The sequence below is a fragment of the Sphingobium sp. FW305-3-2-15-F-TSA7 genome, from assembly GCF_058787155.1.
In genome coordinates this window covers 52,614-68,420 of record NZ_JBYSZM010000029.1, presented here as the reverse complement: position 1 = coordinate 68,420, position 15,807 = coordinate 52,614, and the positions used below count along the sequence as shown (strand labels likewise).

Sequence of the window (15,807 nt, the reverse complement as noted above, 5' to 3'; positions counted from 1 at the left end):
ACATAATTCCACCTGTCGCTCCAGCGAAAGCTGGAGCCCATGCGGTCCGTCCAATCTCTTGGAGGTCGAAAGATCGCATAGGCTCCAGCTTTCGCTGGAGCGACAGATGGGGTGATCAGCCGCCGTTGGTGATCGGCACCAATTTGATCTCGACGCGGCGATTGGCCTGACGGCCCTCCGGCGTATCGTTGCTCGCGATCGGGCGGGTGGCGGCGAAACCCTGAGTGCCGACTCGGGCGGACTGGACGCCGCGCATCGTCAGATAGTCGGCGACGGCGCGCGCGCGATTTTGCGAGAGCGGCACGTTGATCGTGTCGTTGCCTGTCGAATCGGTGTGCCCGTACACATCGACGAAGGTCTTGCTATACTCGCGCAGCGTCGAGGCGACCTGGTCGAGCGTCCCGCGGAATTCGGGCTTCACGGTGTAGCTGTTGGTGTCGAAGGTGACGCCCGACGGCATGTTGAGGATGAGTTCGTCGCCCTGGCGGATCACCTGGACATCGGTGCCGGCGGTCTGCTGGCGCAGCTTGCGTTCCTGCTCGTCCATATAATAGCCGACGCCCGCGCCGGCGAGCGCGCCGATGCCGGCGCCCATGATCTTCTCGGTGCGGTCGCGGCGCCCGCCGACCAGGTCGCCGAGCAGATAGCCGCCCAGCGCACCGCCGATGCCGCCGATCGCGGCCTTGGAGATACGGCGTTCACCGGTCTGCGGATCGGTGGTGCAGGCGGCGGTCACCGTCACGGCGGCGAGTGCCGCAACGGTTGCGATCTTGGCAGGTAATTTCATGGGGATCCCTTTCCCTTGCTTGGCCCCCGGAGCGCGGTTCCTGCTCCAGGCCGTGCGGTCATCTGTCGGATAAACCACTCCGAGCCGCCCTTGTTCCGGATGCGCACTGAATGATGTATGACGGCGATGTTGTCGGAATGACAGAATCCCGACTATAGGGGTGTCGCACGCCATGCAGCCGCTTCCCCCCTTTCCCTGGTCCGACGTCCTGATCATCCTTGCGCTGGTCGCGCTCAACGGCGTCTTCGCGATGTCGGAGCTGGCGATCGTCTCGGCGCGCAAGCCCAGGCTGCAGGCGATGGAGAAGAAAGGAAAGACGGGCGCGCGCGCCGCGATCACCCTTGCGTCCGATCCGGGCAAGTTCCTCTCCACAGTCCAGATCGGCATCACGCTGATCGGCATCATCGCGGGCGCCTATTCGGGTGCGAGCCTGGGCGCACCGACGGCGGCGCGGCTCGAACGGCTGGGGCTGGAACAGCAAACCGCCGAAACCCTCGGCTATGCGATCGTCATTGCGATGACCACCTATGCCTCGCTGATCATCGGTGAGCTCGTTCCCAAGCAGTTCGCGCTGCGAAAGCCCGAGCCGATTGCGGCGATCATGGCGGCGCCGATGCTGTTGCTAGCGCGGGTCACGGCGCCATTGGTCTGGTTGCTCGATACGACCAGCGCGCTGATCTTCCGCCTGCTCGGCATGAATCGCGAATCGGACGATCATGTCACCGCCGAGGAACTCCACCTGATCGTCGCCGAGGCGAGCAAATCGGGCGTGATCGAGGAAAGCGAACGCGCGATCATCTCGGGCGTGGTGCGGCTGGCCGATCGGCCGGTGCGAGAGGTGATGACGCCGCGCACCGATGTCGATTGGATCGATGCCGACAGCGATGGCGATGCCATCCGCGCCCGGCTGCTGGAAACCCCGCATACGCGATTGCCGGTTGCGGAGGGTTCGGTCGACCAGATCGTCGGCATCGTCCAGTCGCGTGATATCGTCGCAGCGATGATCCGCCGCGAACCCCTCGACCTGCGCCAGCTCATGCGCAAGCCGCCATTCCTGCCCGATCAGATCGATGCGATGAATGCATTGGAAGCATTGCGTCAGGCCGAAGTGCCGATGGCGCTCGTCCATGACGAATATGGCCATTTCGAAGGGCTGGTGACGCCTGCCGATCTGTTGATCGCGATTGCCGGCGAATTCCGCTCGGACAGCGACATCGGCACCGATCCCGCGCTCGTCGAGCGTGAGGATGGGTCCTATCTCGTCTCGGGCTCGATGCCCGCCGACCAGCTTGCCGAGAAACTGTGCATCGACCTGCCCGAGGACCGCGACTATGCGACCGTCGCCGGGCTCGTTCTCGCGGTCCTCAGGCATCTGCCCAGGGTCGGCGAACATTTCGTCGAACAGGGGTGGCGCTTCGAGATCGTCGACATGGACGGGCGCAAGATCGACAAGCTGCTGGTCAGCGAGGTCGACGAGAGGGACTGAGCCTGATCCGACCGGACCAGGCTCTCGTGCCGATCAGTTCTCGCTGTCGAGCTTGCCGAACTTCGCTTCGAAGCTCTTCACGTCACCCTTGGCGAGATAGCCCGCCTGCTCGATCCACTTGTCGCGGCCGATCCGGCCCTTGAAGGTACCGAGCTGCGGATCGATCCGTGCGATATCGGCGTCGCTCCAGCCGGCGATCTGGTCGAAACGGGTGACGCCTAGTCCGGTCAACAAGGTGACGAGCTTGGGGCCGACGCCCTTGAGCTGGAGCAGATTGTCCGGTCCCGTCGACGCGGCCGGCGCCGGTTTCGGCTTGGCGGCTGCCGGCTTCTTCTCGGCAGGCGCCTTCGCAACGGCTGCGGGCGCCTTTTTGGGCGCGGCCTTCGGCGCGGGTGCTGCGACCTGCGTCTTGGCGGGTGCCTTTGCGGCTGTCTTGGGCGCAGCCGCGGGTTTTGGCGCTGGAGCCGGTTTCGGGGCAGGGGCGGCCTTTGCCGGTGCCTTGGCCGCAGCCTTCGCTGCGGGCGCGGCTGCCTTCTTGGCGGCGGCCGATTTCTTTTCCGCCGGTGCCTTCGCGACCGTGGCGGGCGGCGCGGCCTGTTTCGGTGCGGCCTTGGGTGGCGCAGATGGCTTTGGCGCCGGAGCCTTTGCGGCAAGTGCCGGAGCCGGTTCCGCCGCCTTCACCTCGGGGGCGGGTGCAGGTGCCGGCGCTGTCTCGACGGGCGGAACGTCCTTCACCAGGGCCACGGGTGCGACGGGCGCAGCCAATGGCGATGCGGGCGCGGCCTCGGGCAGCGCGGTCTTTTCGGCTGGCGCAGGTGCGGCGGGCCGTGCCGGCTCGCTGCCTGTCCGCCGGCCGAGCAGCCAGATCAACAATCCGACCGCCACGACGGCGAGAACGATCAGCAAGACGATGTTGAGGTCCATTGCGGCGACTCCCCTGTCGGCGAGCCATACCCGCCATCTGCGTTGAACCTATCAACTCGTTCCCGACTGTCCAACCCCGCGCGGACGTTCTGCGCAGGTCGAGCGTCCGGACGGTGCTCGATCCGGTCGGGATGGCCGGTCGGGGCGGCCGGTCAGAACGACATCAGATCTCGCGTTCGACCTCGCGCCAGCCAATGTCGCGCCGACAGAAGCCGGAGGGGAAATCGATCGTATCGACGGCGGCATAGGCGAGGCGCCGGGCATCGGTGACGCGCTCGCCGGACGCCGTGACATTGAGCACGCGGCCGCCATTGGCGACGATCGTGCCGTCGACTTGGGCGGTGCCGGCATGGAAGATCTTGGCGCCGTCCGCTTCGGCCGCCGCGATCCCGCCGATCGTGCCGCCCTTTTCGGGTGTGCCGGGATAGCCCTTGGCGGCCATCACCACCGTCAGCGCGTAGCCGTCGGTCATGGCGGGTTCGGCGCGGCCGGCGAGTTCGCCCGTTGCCGTCGCATGCAGCAGGTCGAGCAGATCATCCTCCAGCCGCATCATCAGTACCTGGCATTCGGGATCGCCGAAGCGCGCATTATATTCGATCAGCTTCGGCCCCTCGGCCGTCAGCATCAGGCCGGCATAGAGGACGCCGACATAGGGCATGCCCTCCGCCGCCAGCGTATCGGCGGTCGGCCGGACGATTTCGTCCATCGCCCGCGCCTCGAGCGTCGCGGTCAGGACGGCGGCGGGGCTATAGGCACCCATCCCGCCGGTATTGGGGCCGATATCGCCGTCGCCGACGCGCTTGTGATCCTGTGCGGATCCGAAGGGGAGGACGGTCTTGCCGTCGCACAGCGCGAAGAAGCTGGCTTCCTCGCCGGTCATGAACTCCTCGATCACCACTTCCGCGCCCGCCGCGCCGAAGCCGCCATCGAACATGTCGGCGATCGCCGCCTCCGCGTCGGCGCGGGTCTCGGCGATGATGACGCCCTTGCCGGCTGCCAACCCGTCGGCCTTGATCACCACGGGCAGGCCGAAGCCGTCGAGCGCGGCGATCGCCTCACCCGCGCTTGCTGTCCGTGCATAGCCCGCCGTCGGGATGCCGGCGCGCATGCAGAGATCCTTGGTGAAACCCTTGGAGCCTTCGAGTTGTGCCGCGGCCTTGCCGGGGCCGAATACGGCGATGCCGGCGGCGCGCAGGCTGTCGGCCAGCCCGTCGACCAGCGGCGCTTCGGGGCCGACCACGACCAGCCCGATCACGTTTTCGCGGCAGAAATCCGCCACCGCATTGTGATCGGCGGCATTGAGGGTTACCAGCTCGGCATGCTCGGCGATTCCCGGATTGCCGGGCGTGGCGAACAAGTGCGTGAGCGTGGGCGATTGCGCCAGCTTCCAGGCGAGCGCATGTTCGCGGCCACCCGAGCCAAGCAGCAGGACATTCATGAGCGACTTTCCCCTAGACGATTCCAACCGGCTGTTAGCCGAGGCGGTGCCGGGGGACAACGCGCCTGCATTATCGGTTTCGGAGCTGTCGGGCGCGCTCAAGCGGATGGTGGAGGACAGCTTCAGCCATGTCCGGCTGCGTGGCGAGATTTCGGGCTATAAGCGCGCGGCGTCGGGCCATGTCTATCTGACGCTCAAGGATGACCGGGCCGTCATCGACGCGGTGATCTGGAAGGGGCCGGCGGCGCAGATCCCGTTCAGGCCCGAGGACGGCATCGAAGTGATCGCGACCGGGCGGCTCACCACCTATCCGGGGCGCTCCAAATATCAGATCGTGATCGAGCGGCTCGAGCTGGCGGGCGAGGGTGCGCTGATGCTCCTCCTCGAAAAGCTCAAGGCCAAGCTTGGCGCCGAAGGGCTGTTCGATGCGGGGCGCAAGGTGCCGCTGCCCTATCTGCCGCGCGTGATCGGCGTGGTGACGTCGCCGACGGGGGCGGTGATCCGCGATATCCTCCATCGGCTGGAGGACCGGTGCCCGACACGGGTCATTGTCTGGCCGGTGATGGTACAGGGCCAGGGCGCCGCCGAACAGGTCGCCACGGCGATCCGGGGCTTTGACGGGATCGCGCCGGGCGGACCGGTGCCGCGCCCCGACCTGGTGATCGTCGCGCGCGGTGGCGGCTCGATCGAGGACCTCTGGGCTTTCAACGAGGAGGTCGTGATCCGCGCCGTCGCGGACTGTTCGATCCCGATCATCTCGGCGGTCGGCCATGAGACCGACACGACATTGTGCGATTATGCGGCGGACCTGCGGGCGCCGACGCCGACCGCCGCCGCCGAGATCGCGGTGCCGGTGCGCGCCGATCTGCTCGCCCATCTGCGCGAACAGGGCTTGCGCATGCAGCGCTGCGCCAATCGCTATCGCGAACGCGCGGGGGAACGGCTTCAGGCGCTTGTCCGGATGCTGCCCAAGCCGGCGCAATTGCTCGATCCGCAACGCCAGCGCGTCGACGACAATGCCGAGCGGCTGCGGCGCGGGCTGGGCCGTCGGCTTTCGGATGCGCGCGGCGAGCTTGCCCGTGCCGGCGGTGCGCTTCGCCCTGCCGTGCTCATGCAGCGGCTGGCCCGCGACCGCGATCGGCTGGAGCGGACCTGGCGGCTGGCGACCTCGCTCAACCCCAGCAACCTGCTCCAGCGCGGCTATGCGATGGTCGAGCAGCGCGGCGGCGACGTGGTGACCAGCGCGGCCGGTGCGCGTGCCGCGGGCGCGCTCACGCTGCGCTTTGCCGACGGCGCGGTCGACGCCCGGGTTGAGCGACCGGGCGGCAAGCCCTATGTTAAGCCTGAAACGCAACAGCCGGAGCTGTTCTAGTTTATTGTTTTGACGCGATTTCCGAGTCGTCGGATTGAGTCCATCGGACCGGAAACCGCTCCAGGAGCCAGATTATCCCAATGCTGATGTCGCATTCCGGACGCGCCGCGAAACTCCACTATATGGCCAACGCCTTTCGCGTGTTGGTGCCCGGCGATCATGTCGTGTGCGCCGTAAGCGGCGAGCGGATTCCGCTCGACTCGCTGCGCTACTGGAATGTCGCGCGGCAGGAGCCCTATGCGACGGCCGAGATTGCGGTGCGCGCCGAGCTGAACGGATGAAGCGTGCCGCGCTGGCGGCGGTCTCGCTTGCCGGCTCTGCCCTCAACAGCTGTCTGCCCATTCCCGAATCCGCCGCGGCGGCCGCACCTGCACCTGTCGTTGCGCCATCCGCCGCCGAACGCCGCACCGCGCCGCCACTTGGGCGCCGCGACTTCCTGCTCGACGGGACTCCGATCCAGGGCGGCGTCCTGCTCGGCACGGTGCCCGACGACGCTATTTCGCTCATGCTCGATGGACGCCCGGTCGATATCGCGCCCGATGGCCGCTTCCTCATTGCCTTTGGCCGCGATGCCGGCGCGTCGGCGTCGCTGGTCGCGCGGCTGGCCAATGGCGGCGAGGTGCGTCAGACGCTGACGATCGCGCCGCGTGCCTGGCGCATCGAAAATCTCAACACGCTGGCGCGTTTCTCGCGGCCGACCGCGGAGTTCGAGCGGCTGCGCGCGCCCGAACTCGCCGCGATCGAGGCCGCGCGCGCGATCGCGTCGGACAGCCAGGGCTGGCGCCAGCGCTTCCAATGGCCCGTCACCGGGCGGGTCACCGGCCTGTTCGGGGCGCAGCGAATCTATCGCGGTGAGCCGGGCGCCTATCATTCGGGCGTCGACGTCGCCAAGCCGACGGGGACGATCTTGGTCGCGCCTGCCGATGGCGTCGTCGTCCTGGCGGCGGATCACCCCTTCACGCTGGAGGGCAATCTGCTGATGATCGATCACGGCATGGGGCTCAACAGCGCCTTTCTCCATCTCTCGCGCATCGATGTGAAGCTCGGCGACCATGTCCGCAGCGGCCAGCCGCTGGGCGCGATCGGCGCAACCGGACGCGCGACCGGACCCCATATGCATTGGGGCATGAAGTGGCGCGACCAGCGCATCGATCCGTTGCTGCTCGCCGGGCCCATGCAGGACGGCGGGCGATAGCCGCTTCAAACCGACGAGCGGGCGAAGATGTCCCCCGTCGCGCAGAAAAATCCGGGTGGCGCCAAACCGCTATTTGAAATGGCTTGATTTCAATCGGATAATGCCCCGCACTGTCATAAACTGTTGCAAAATTGTGACTATCGCTACGCAACCATCGCGGTGAGGCCATCCGCCGCTTTACGTCGACGACCTGATCGGGCAATTCGCACTCAGCCGGATTGGGGGGTCTGGGACGCTGTCGCTTTCCTCCGCTGAAGCTGGCTGCGTCCCCCCAACGGTGTTGTAACCGCCTCGATATCGGGGCCTGTAGCATCCAGTGAAGGGACTGAAACCGTGAAAATTGACAGTAAACGCCGCGGGCTTCGCGCCAGCGCGGCGCCGCTCGTGCTGAGCATTGCGTTGTTCTCGGCACCGAGCTTCGCGCAGGACACTGCGCCGCAGGCCGCCGAAGAAGCTGGCGCCGAAGAAGCCGCAATCATCGTCACCGGATCGCGCATCGTGCGCCCCGACCTCGCTGCGTCGGTTCCCCTCGCGACCGTTTCGCAGGAACTGATCCAGGAATCGGGCACCGGCAACATCCAGGACGCGCTCGCCGACCTGCCGTCGGTCGGCCAGAATATCAGCCGTACCTCGTCGAACTTCTCGACCACGGGTAACGGCGTCGCCACCGTCAACCTGCGCAACCTCGGTTCGTCGCGCACGCTGGTGCTGGTCAATGGCCGCCGTTTCGTCGCCGGTCTTCCCGGCACGTCGACCGTCGACCTTAACACCATCCCGACCGACCTGATCAAGCGCGTCGACGTCGTGACCGGCGGCGCATCCGCGGTCTACGGTTCCGAAGCCATCGCCGGCGTGGTCAACTTCATCCTCGACGATCGTTTCGAGGGTTTCCGCTTCCGCGGTCAGGGTTCGATCACCGACAAGGGCGATGCGGGCCGGCAATATGTTTCGGGCACGTTCGGCCATTCGTTCGGCGACGGTCGCGGCCATGTCACCCTGTACGGTCAGTATGACCGCGACGAGGGCCTGCGCTCGCGCAACCGCAAATTCTCGGCGACCGACATTCCGAACCGCAGCTCCTTCGCAGCGCAGGGTCTGTTCAGCCTCGACGAACTGAACGTCAATCGTCCGGAGTTTGCGCCCGGCGCCAACTCGTTCACCTATGATGGCCTCAACAATCTGAAGCAGTATCAGAGCGCGAACATCGACGGCTACAACCGCAACGCCGACCGCTATCTCAGCGTCCCGGTCGAGCGTTACATGGGCAACCTGCTCGCCGACTACGAGATCACCGACGGCGTCACCGCCTATTTCGAGGGTTCGTACGTCAAGAGCAAGTCGCGTTCGAGCCTCGAGCCGCAGGCCGTTGCCGACACCGATCTGGTCTATGCCGATGGCACGCCCTTCGCGGGCATTCAGCTCAACAACCCGTTCATTCCTACGGCCATTCTCAATCGTATCAATGCGCTGAACTCGGATGGCGATGCGACGAACAATGTCGGGAACACGCTGTTCTTCCGTCGTCGTTCGAACGACATCTTCAATCGCAGCAATCGCAACGATCGTGAGACGTGGCGTGTGGTCGCCGGCCTGCGCGGTGACATCGGTTCGAAGCTGAACTGGGATGTCTACTACACCCATGGCGAGACCAAGGACTATACGCGTTCGGAAACGATCCTCGGCCCGAACTACATCAATGCGCTCAACGCGGTGCAGGGGCCGAACGGCCCGGTCTGCTCGATCAACGTCGATGCGAATCCGAACAACAACGATGCGGCCTGCGTGCCGATCAACATCTTCGGCTTCAATTCGGTCGATCCGCGCGCTGCAGCCTATGTGACCAACAACGGCCAGCTTTCGACCTATAATGCGAAGATCAAGCAGGACGTGTTCTCCGCGTCGATCTCGGGCGAGCTCTTCGACCTTCCCGGTGGCGCGCTCGGTGTCGCGGGTGGCTTCGAATATCGCCGTGAGTCGAGCACCGAGGATTTTGACGAGGCGACCAATCTCGGTCTGACCCTCGGCAACTTCCTGTCCGACACGCGCGGCAAGTACAACGTCAAGGAAGGCTTCATCGAAATCAACGCCCCGATCATCTCGGAGCGTCCCGGTTTCCACTATCTCGGCCTCGAAGGCGCGGCGCGTTATGCCGACTATTCGACGGTCGGCGGCGTGTGGAGCTGGAAGGTCGGTGGTACCTATGCACCGGTGCCGGACATCAAGTTCCGTGCAGCCTATGCGGAAGCGACCCGCGCGCCGAACATCTCGGAGCTGTTCTCGGCTCAGAGCGAGACGTTCCCCGCGGTCATCGATCCCTGCGATCAGCGTGCCGGAGAGGGCGATACCGGGGCGATCACGATCCCGCGTTCGAGCCTGCCTGCGGCTTGCCTTGCCAACCCGGCAATTGCGGCGGCATCGAACACGGCGAATGGTTTCGTCTATTCGACGGCGCAGATCCAGAACATCAACGGCTTCCTGGGCGGTAACCCCAATTTGAAGGAAGAGACTGCCAAGACGCTGACGATCGGTGGCGTGTTCACGCCGACCTTCCTGCGTAACTTCAGCCTGACCGTCGATTATTACCGGATCAAGGTGCAGAACGCGATCGGCATCATCGGTCAGCAGACCTCGCTCGACGAGTGCGTCACCGGCAGCGGTGAGGCGATCTTCTGCGACAACATCGTTCGCGATGCCAGCGGCCGGGTCACGACCGTCAATGCGATCAACCTGAACACGGGTTCGTTCACCGTGGAAGGTATCGATACGCAGGTCCGTTACCGCACCAACCTGGGCGGCAATGCCAGCCTCGACCTGAACGTCTATTGGAACCACCTGCTCGCGCAGAGCCAAGTTTCGTATCCGGGCGGTCCGAAGCAGGACGAGCTGGGTCAGCTGGACTGCTATTCGTGCGGTCGTCTGGGCACCGGTTTCAAGGACAAGGTGAGCGCTTCGGCCACGCTGAAGTATGACACCTTCTCGCTGAACTGGCGGACCAACTTCTACACGTCGGTGGTTGACGACCTGACCAAGACGACCCCGATCCGCACGGGTTCGTTCTGGTACCATGACGCGCAGCTGCGCACGTCGCTGGGCGAGAAGAGCGCGTTCGACTTCTACATCGGCGTGAACAACGTCTTCGACAAGAAGCCGCCGGTGTTCGGTGACACCAATGTTGTTACCTTCCCGGGCGCGCAGACCTCGGCGAACACCTACGACCTGTATGGCCGTATGTTCTACGCGGGCGTGGACGTGAAGTTCTAGAAACTGCAGTCAGAGGCGGAGGCGCCAAGCGCTTCCGCCAATGGCGGAAATGACGGGGCGGAGCCGAAAGGTTCCGCCCCTTCTTTTTGAACTTCAGCCGAGCGCGTCGGTCAGCACGCGGGCCCAGTTGCCGCCCATGATCCGGTCGACCTCGTCGCCGGTGAATCGTCCGCGCTCCAGCGCACGACGAATGCGCGTCATCCGGTCGATGCTGTTGAGCTCCGGGATCACGACATGTTTGGGGAGCGTCGCGAAGCCGGGAATGCCGGAATCGCGCATCGCGATCCACCAGGGCAGATATTCCTTTACCCCCTCGCCATTGTCGTTGTTCAGTTTGAGCAGGTTGGTCTGGCCGGCCATCGGGAAATCGTTGGAGATGCCGACGGCATCGATGCCGCCGACGCGGATCACGTGGCGGAGATTGGCGATCAGGTGGTCGACGGTCGGCACCGGATCGCGCGTCAGCCAGAAACTCATCATGAAGATGCCCATCATGCCGCCGCGATCCGCCACCGCACGGATCGCCGCGTCGGATGCACAGCGGGGATGGTCGACGATCGCCCTGCAGGCGCCGTGCGAGATCACGATCGGCGTCCGGCTGGACTTCGCCGCTTCCAGCATCGTCGGTTCGGAGCCGTGCGACACATCCGGAAGGATGCGGAGCCGGTTCATCTCGCTCAGCCCTTCGCGACCCAGGGCGGTCAGCCCGGTCTGCACGCGTTCGAGCGCGCCGCCGGCAAAGAGGTTGTTGTTGTGATGGGTGAATTGGAGGATGCGCAGCCCCTTGCCGTGGAAACGCGCGATGCGCGACAGATCGGTGCCGACGGGTTCGCATGACTGGAACTGTAGAAAGGCCGCGCATCCGGGCCGACGTCCGATGTCGCTGCCTTTGAGCGCGACGAAGCCGTATTCGCTCGACCGCAGCCGCTCAGTCGCCTTGTCGAGCGCGGCGTCGTTGACTTCGAATGTCCGCAGATAGCGCGGAATGCCCTGCGCATCCTTCACTTCCTGGACTTCGGATACGTCGCAGATCATTGCCGTCAGCCCTGCCGCGCGGATATCGGCAAGATCCTCGGGCAGGAAGCTGAGGCCGTCGATCATGGGCGGCGTGCCGCTGCGGCTGGACAGGGTAGTGGTGCAGGCGCTGAGCGTGGCGGCGGTGCCGGCCATGAAGGCTCGGCGTGTCATTGAATGCGAAGTCATCTTGTCTCTCTGGGCAGGAGCTATCGCGGCGGACCATATATCGTCCCGTCGAAGACCGCTTCACTCGTTTTCCTGCGCAGGCAATATTCTGGTCTGCCGGAGGGGGCTATTCGACGCGCTTGACGCGGATGGAGCGCCCTTTGTTGACCGAGGCCTTATAGCTGCCGAGCAGGCCGGCCTCAATGCGGATCGGTTCGCCGGCCTTCACCATGAAACCCAACTGGGATTCCGTCGTCTGCCAGGTCGTTCCGCCTTTCAGTCGAAGCAGCCATTTGTCATGGCCGATGTCCCTTGCACTCGTAATGTGATCGGTGATCTCGGTGACCTCGGGCTCATCATCGCCGCCGCCGAACAATTTGATGCGCGGCATCGAAAAACCGAAGACCGAGCGCTTGGCCTGACGGACTCCTTCGCGATCGAGGACGACGATCTGACGCCGTTCGCGTGCGCCGGCGATCACCGCTGTGGCGCGATCGAGACAGGCGAGGCGCGCGCCGGAATCCGCAATGCCGCGGCATGCGATCAAATCGTCGATCACCCTGCCTGGATTTTCGGCGCGCTCCTGCGTTTGCGCCGTCGCCGGCAGCGCCAGAGAAGTCACGCACAATAGGACGCACATTGAAAAGCAACGCATGCAGGCGGCCCCTCCCATGCTCAACCTATTCGAGGTTTCCGATCGATGGCAAGCGGTCGGTTCGATGGTCGGCGATAGTATATGGTGGTGTGATGATTTTATCACAACGATGCCGGAATCTCACAAAATGGTAGATTGCGTTTGCGACGGGCATGGGGAGCTAGATAAGTATGATCGCATTCTACGTGCTTTCTTGAGGGAAAAGAGAAAGCGCGGGATGTGCACGACGCCGGATGAAATCGGCGTCATCAAGGGGTGCTTCAATATGAAAACAGTCTTCCGTTCGCGGTTGCTGGCGACGACTCTCATCGCCGGCATTACTGCCATTTCTACATCTGCCTTCGCTCAAGCCCAGCCACAGGACCAGCCGGCTGCTGAAACGCCGAGCGACGAGATCGTCGTCACCGGTACGCTGATCAAGAATCCGAATCTCGTCGCTTCGAGCCCGGTCTCGGTGATCGGTTCGGAAGAAATCGGCCTCCGCCAATCCAATAACGCCGAAGAAATCCTTCGCGACCTGCCGGGCGCGGTGCCGAGCATTGGCTCGGCGGTCAACAACGGCAATAATGGTTCGTCGTACGCGGATCTTCGCGGTCTCGGCAACTTCCGCAACATCATCCTGCTGGACGGTGTCCGCATCGCGCCGTCGAGCACGGTCGGCCGTGTCGACCTCAATAATATCCCGCTCGCCTTGGTCGAGCGCGTCGATACGCTGACCGGCGGTGCCGCGACGACCTATGGCGCAGACGCGGTTTCGGGCGTGATCAACTTCATCACCCGGACGGACTTCTCGGGCATCGAGGCCGCTGCCTCGCACCAGATCACCGAAAAGGGCGATGGCGCCTATTTCCGCGCCGACCTTACCATCGGCGCCAATTTCGACGATGGCCGCGGCAATGCCGTGCTGTCGGTCGGTTATCAGCAGTCCGATCCGGTTTATCAGGGCGCGCGCAAGATCTCGCTTAACAACTACACGTCGACGACGGGTAATCGGGGCGGATCGGGTACTACGGTGCCTGGACGCTTCACCCTGGGCAGCAATTTTAATTCGATCGTGCCAGAAACTGGCACGTTGCGACCCTATGTCGGCTCGCGCGACGGGTTCAACTTCAACCCCTATAACGTGTTCCAGACGCCGTTCGAGCGCTTCAACATCTACGGTGCTGGCCGTTACGAAGTCTCCGACAGCATTGAGGTCTATGCTCGCGGCATGTTCTCCAAGAACAGCGTGAACACGATCATCGCGCCGTCCGGCATCTTCGGCCAGGTACTGACCGTTCCGGTCAGCAATCCCTATCTGCCAGTTGCGGCGCGCAACCAATTCTGCGCCAATAACGACTTCGATTTCAATACGCCGGGTATCCAGTCACTCACCCAGGCGCAGTGCGACGCAGCTGCGCTGGCGACCAACCCGAACGACCCGAACTTCCGTGCGTTCACCACCACGGTGGGTCGGCGTACGACTGAAGTCGGGCCTCGCCTTTCCGAATTCGTGACGCATCATTTTGATTATCGTGCCGGCGCGAAGATCGGCATCACTGACTCGCTGTCGCTCGATCTTTCGGGTTCGTACGGCGAATCGGAGAACCGCCAGACCCAGTCCAACTATGTGCTGATCTCGCGGCTTCGCACCGCCGTCTACACAACCAGCACGACGAGCTGCAACCTCGGCGCGTCACCGACGATTTCCAACCCAAATCCAGCTCTTCCGCCACTCGCCGCTGGCGGTGCTGGAACCAATGCGGGCCCGGGCTGCGTTCCCGTCAACATCTTCGGTGCCGATGGATCAATTCTGCCGAACCAGGTGCCGTATCTGACCGCAGCGGCTGGTACGTCGCAGGAAACGTCACTGGCGCAGGCCCGTGCGTTGCTGACCGGCGATCTCGGCTTCACGATTCCTTCGGCAAGCGATCCGATCGGCTTCGCGCTCGGTGCCGAATATCGCAAATACAAGGCCCGCCAGACCGCCGACAGCCTGTCGCAGACCGCGGGTGAACTCGGCGGCGCGGGCGGCGCCGTGCCGAACTTCTCCGGCGGCTATGACGTCAAGGAGATTTACGGCGAAATCATTGCGCCGATCGTTGCTGACAAGCCCTTCTTCCGCAGTCTGACGTTGGAAGCGGGCTTCCGTTATTCGGATTACAAAATCGATGCACCGGGCAATCCGGGCTACAGCACAACCACTTATAAAGCAGGTGGTAGCTGGGAGCCGGCCGATGGCTTCAAGATTCGTGGCAACTATCAGCGTGCGGTGCGCGCACCCAATATCGCGGAGTTGTTCTCGCCCGTTAACACTGGCCTGACCAACTTGGCGATTGATCCTTGTCGCGGCACAAATCCGGCAACCATTCTCGGCAACGCGGCCTATAATGCGAATCTGGTGGCGGTTTGTCGTGCGCAGGGCGCTCCGGCGGCCTCTATCGGGTCCATCATTAACCCGACTGCGGCGCAGGCCAACGCAACTACGGCTGGCGGCACCTATCTGCGGCCGGAGACCTCGGATAGCTTCACGATTGGCGTGGTGCTTCAGCCCGACTTCGTGCCGGGGCTGTCGATCACGGTCGATTATTATAATATCAAGATCAAGAACGCGATCTCGCAGCCGACGCCGGGCGATCTCATCACGGGCTGTTTTGGCAACAATAACGGCACTGCCGCAAATGTGAGCAATCCGATCTGTGCGCTGTTCCGGCGTAATCCCGTCACGGGCGGTCTCGATGGCGATCCGGCAACCACGCCGGGCCTCATCTTCCCGTCGTCCAACTCGGGCCGGATCCTGACCGACGGTATCGATCTTGGCATCAATTATCGCCGGGATCTTGGTTTCGCGAAGCTGAGCCTGAGCTTCAATGGCAACTGGACACATCGTTCGGTCTTCCAGTCGCTGGTACCGGGTTCGGTCATTCCGCCAGGCTATCCTGGCGCCGGCGGTCCGCTGCCGGTGACCGACCCACGCGAGTGCGTCGGTCTGTTCAGCCAGAATTGCGGTTCGCCCGGTTCGGCAGGGCCGTCGTCAGCGGCAGGTTCGCTCCAGCCGGAGTTCACTTGGAACCAGCGCACCACGCTCAGCTTCGGCGATATCGATGTGTCGCTGCTGTGGCGTCACCTCAGCAGCATGAACGTCGAAGACGGTGTCACGACCTACAAGGGTGTCATCAAATCGGGTGTGCTGGCCGGCCGTACGGTCGATTTCGGTCATATCAAGGCATATGATTATTTCGATCTGGCGACGCGCTTCAGCGTCAACGAAAACCTGGACATCACGCTGACCGTCACGAACCTGCTCAACAAGGCGCCCCCGCTCGTCGGCGGTACCGTTGGGTCGACGTCGTTCAACAGCGGCAACACCTATCCGTCGACTTACGACGCGCTGGGTCGTCGCTACGCGGTTGGTGCCCGCGTCAAATTCTAAAGACGGGCAATCACGAAATTTGGGGGGCAAGTCGAAAGGCTTGCCCCTTTTTTGTCTGCAGCGTCGAAAGAGAAGGTCAGGCTTCTGGTGTCGAT

The 15,807-nt window shown here is 63.9% G+C and carries 11 protein-coding genes; 6 read left to right on the top strand and 5 right to left on the bottom strand.

The genetic code is table 11. The annotated features are described in order from the left end of the window. Positions 1-115: 115 nt before the first annotated feature. Positions 116-787, bottom strand: coding sequence for a YiaD family glycine zipper/OmpA-like lipoprotein (locus AC3WN8_RS21190; RefSeq protein ID WP_492671470.1), 672 nt, complete (start codon positions 785-787; stop codon positions 116-118). A 172-nt stretch (positions 788-959) separates the two neighbouring features. Between AC3WN8_RS21190 and AC3WN8_RS21185 the strand changes: the two genes are divergently transcribed. Beyond that, positions 960-2,273 (top strand): hemolysin family protein, encoded by a 1,314-nt coding sequence (locus AC3WN8_RS21185; RefSeq protein ID WP_492671469.1) that lies wholly within the window; start codon positions 960-962, stop codon positions 2,271-2,273. A 33-nt stretch (positions 2,274-2,306) separates the two neighbouring features. On the opposite strand, the gene AC3WN8_RS21180 is transcribed toward AC3WN8_RS21185, so the two are convergent. Together AC3WN8_RS21180 and purD are read right to left on the bottom strand one after the other, a co-directional pair. Further along, positions 2,307-3,197: a helix-hairpin-helix domain-containing protein gene (locus AC3WN8_RS21180; protein WP_492671468.1), complete on the bottom strand. Its 891-nt coding sequence runs from the start codon at positions 3,195-3,197 to the stop codon at positions 2,307-2,309. 163 nt (positions 3,198-3,360) lie between these two features. After that, on the bottom strand, positions 3,361-4,635 hold the full coding sequence (gene purD, locus AC3WN8_RS21175; protein WP_492671467.1) for a phosphoribosylamine--glycine ligase: 1,275 nt from the start codon (positions 4,633-4,635) through the stop codon (positions 3,361-3,363). Here purD and xseA point away from each other — a divergent pair. The 4 genes from xseA to AC3WN8_RS21155 all read left to right on the top strand — a co-directional run bounded on the left by xseA (position 4,634) and on the right by AC3WN8_RS21155 (position 10,463). Next, positions 4,634-6,007, top strand: a complete 1,374-nt coding sequence (xseA, locus tag AC3WN8_RS21170; RefSeq protein ID WP_492671466.1) for an exodeoxyribonuclease VII large subunit — start codon at positions 4,634-4,636, stop codon at positions 6,005-6,007. The two genes, purD and xseA, sit on opposite strands and share 2 nt — an antisense overlap. Before the next feature lie 80 nt (positions 6,008-6,087). Next, complete coding sequence (locus tag AC3WN8_RS21165) at positions 6,088-6,288, top strand: DUF2093 domain-containing protein (RefSeq protein WP_492671465.1); 201 nt, start codon at positions 6,088-6,090, stop codon at positions 6,286-6,288. Then, positions 6,285-7,202, top strand: coding sequence for a M23 family metallopeptidase (locus AC3WN8_RS21160; RefSeq protein WP_492671464.1), 918 nt, complete (start codon positions 6,285-6,287; stop codon positions 7,200-7,202). The genes AC3WN8_RS21165 and AC3WN8_RS21160 overlap by 4 nt, the downstream gene beginning before the upstream one ends. Before the next feature lie 333 nt (positions 7,203-7,535). After that, on the top strand, positions 7,536-10,463 hold the full coding sequence (locus tag AC3WN8_RS21155; RefSeq protein ID WP_492671463.1) for a TonB-dependent receptor domain-containing protein: 2,928 nt from the start codon (positions 7,536-7,538) through the stop codon (positions 10,461-10,463). A 93-nt stretch (positions 10,464-10,556) separates the two neighbouring features. Here AC3WN8_RS21155 and AC3WN8_RS21150 read toward each other — a convergent pair whose 3' ends face one another. Beyond that, complete coding sequence (locus AC3WN8_RS21150) at positions 10,557-11,651, bottom strand: membrane dipeptidase (RefSeq protein ID WP_492671462.1); 1,095 nt, start codon at positions 11,649-11,651, stop codon at positions 10,557-10,559. Between the two features lie 121 nt (positions 11,652-11,772). Next, positions 11,773-12,318 (bottom strand): hypothetical protein, encoded by a 546-nt coding sequence (locus AC3WN8_RS21145; protein ID WP_492671461.1) that lies wholly within the window; start codon positions 12,316-12,318, stop codon positions 11,773-11,775. Positions 12,319-12,517: 199 nt separating this feature from the next. Here AC3WN8_RS21145 and AC3WN8_RS21140 point away from each other — a divergent pair, with 199 nt between their 5' ends. After that, on the top strand, positions 12,518-15,712 hold the full coding sequence (locus AC3WN8_RS21140) for a TonB-dependent receptor domain-containing protein (RefSeq protein ID WP_492671460.1): 3,195 nt from the start codon (positions 12,518-12,520) through the stop codon (positions 15,710-15,712). The last annotated feature ends 95 nt before the right edge of the window (positions 15,713-15,807 follow it).

Coding starts and splice junctions, on each gene's coding strand:
- AC3WN8_RS21150 (WP_492671462.1), bottom strand. CDS start 11,651: ATGACACGCCGAGCCTTCATGGCCGGCACCGCCGCCACGCTCAGCGCC.
- purD (WP_492671467.1), bottom strand. CDS start 4,635: ATGAATGTCCTGCTGCTTGGCTCGGGTGGCCGCGAACATGCGCTCGCC.
- AC3WN8_RS21165 (WP_492671465.1), top strand. CDS start 6,088: ATGCTGATGTCGCATTCCGGACGCGCCGCGAAACTCCACTATATGGCC.
- AC3WN8_RS21185 (WP_492671469.1), top strand. CDS start 960: ATGCAGCCGCTTCCCCCCTTTCCCTGGTCCGACGTCCTGATCATCCTT.
- xseA (WP_492671466.1), top strand. CDS start 4,634: ATGAGCGACTTTCCCCTAGACGATTCCAACCGGCTGTTAGCCGAGGCG.
- AC3WN8_RS21145 (WP_492671461.1), bottom strand. CDS start 12,318: ATGGGAGGGGCCGCCTGCATGCGTTGCTTTTCAATGTGCGTCCTATTG.
- AC3WN8_RS21160 (WP_492671464.1), top strand. CDS start 6,285: ATGAAGCGTGCCGCGCTGGCGGCGGTCTCGCTTGCCGGCTCTGCCCTC.
- AC3WN8_RS21180 (WP_492671468.1), bottom strand. CDS start 3,197: ATGGACCTCAACATCGTCTTGCTGATCGTTCTCGCCGTCGTGGCGGTC.
- AC3WN8_RS21140 (WP_492671460.1), top strand. CDS start 12,518: ATGTGCACGACGCCGGATGAAATCGGCGTCATCAAGGGGTGCTTCAAT.
- AC3WN8_RS21190 (WP_492671470.1), bottom strand. CDS start 787: ATGAAATTACCTGCCAAGATCGCAACCGTTGCGGCACTCGCCGCCGTG.